Origin of the sequence: Streptomyces sp. NPDC057694 (assembly GCF_042799415.1) — a bacterium.
In the GTDB taxonomy this organism is placed as follows: Bacteria; Actinomycetota; Actinomycetes; order Streptomycetales; family Streptomycetaceae; genus Streptomyces.
Genome location: NZ_JBHVIX010000064.1, coordinates 1 through 1,050, shown reverse-complemented (window position 1 = coordinate 1,050; position 1,050 = coordinate 1). Strand labels below are relative to the sequence as shown.

Annotated in this window: 1 protein-coding gene; it reads left to right on the top strand. The window is 65.6% G+C overall.

Going from position 1 to position 1,050, the window contains the following annotated elements:
* A partial coding sequence (locus tag ACFVDP_RS43880; protein ID WP_383503446.1) for an acyltransferase domain-containing protein occupies window positions 1-1,050 on the top strand: 1,050 nt, incomplete at both ends.

Sequence of the window (1,050 nt, the reverse complement as noted above, 5' to 3'; positions counted from 1 at the left end):
CCGGTGTTCGTGTTTCCGGGGCAGGGCTCGCAGTGGACGGGCATGGCCGTGGAACTGCTGGCCACCTCACCCGTCTTCCGCACCTCCATGGACACCTGCGCCGAAGCCCTCAGCCCCTTCACCGACTGGAACCTCCTCGACGTCCTGCACGGCACCGACGAAGAACTCGCCAACCGCGTCGACGTCATCCAGCCCACCCTCTGGGCCATCATGATCTCCCTGGCCGCCGTCTGGCGCGCCTGCGGAACCGAACCCGCCGCCGTCATCGGCCACTCCCAAGGAGAAATCGCCGCCGCCGTCGTCGCCGGCGCCCTCACCCTCCACGACGGCGCACAAATAGTCGCCCTCCGCAGCAAAATCATCAAAAACCACCTCGCAGGCAAAGGCGGCATGGCCTCCGTCGCCATGACCTCCCACAACCTCCGCGAACGCCTCACCCCCTGGCAAGGACGCCTCTCCCTCGCCGCCGTCAACGGCCCCACCTCCAGCGTCGTCTGCGGACACACCGACGCCCTCGACGACCTCCTCACCACCCTCCAACACGACGACATCCGCGCCCGCCGCATCCCCGTCGACTACGCCTCACACTCCGTCTTCGTCGAAGAAACCGAAACCCAACTCCTCCACACCCTCAAAAACATCACCCCCCAACCCGCCAGCATCCCCTTCTACTCCACCGTCACCGGCGGACTCCTCGACACCACCACACTCGACACCCACTACTGGTACCGCAACCTCCGCCAAACCGTCCGCTTCGAAGAAACCATCCGCGAACTCACCCGCCGCGGCCACGACGCCTACATCGAAATCAGCCCCCACCCCGTCCTCACCACCGGCATACAAGAAACCCTCGACACCACCGACACCCGAGCCACCATCTGCACCACACTCCGCCGCAACGACGGCGGACCCCAACGACTCCTCACCTCACTCGCCCACGCCTGGACCAACGGAATCACCATCAACTGGTCCCAACTCACCCCCACCACCAACACCACACCCCTGCCCACCTACGCCTTCCAACACCAGCGCTACTGGCTCGACACCACC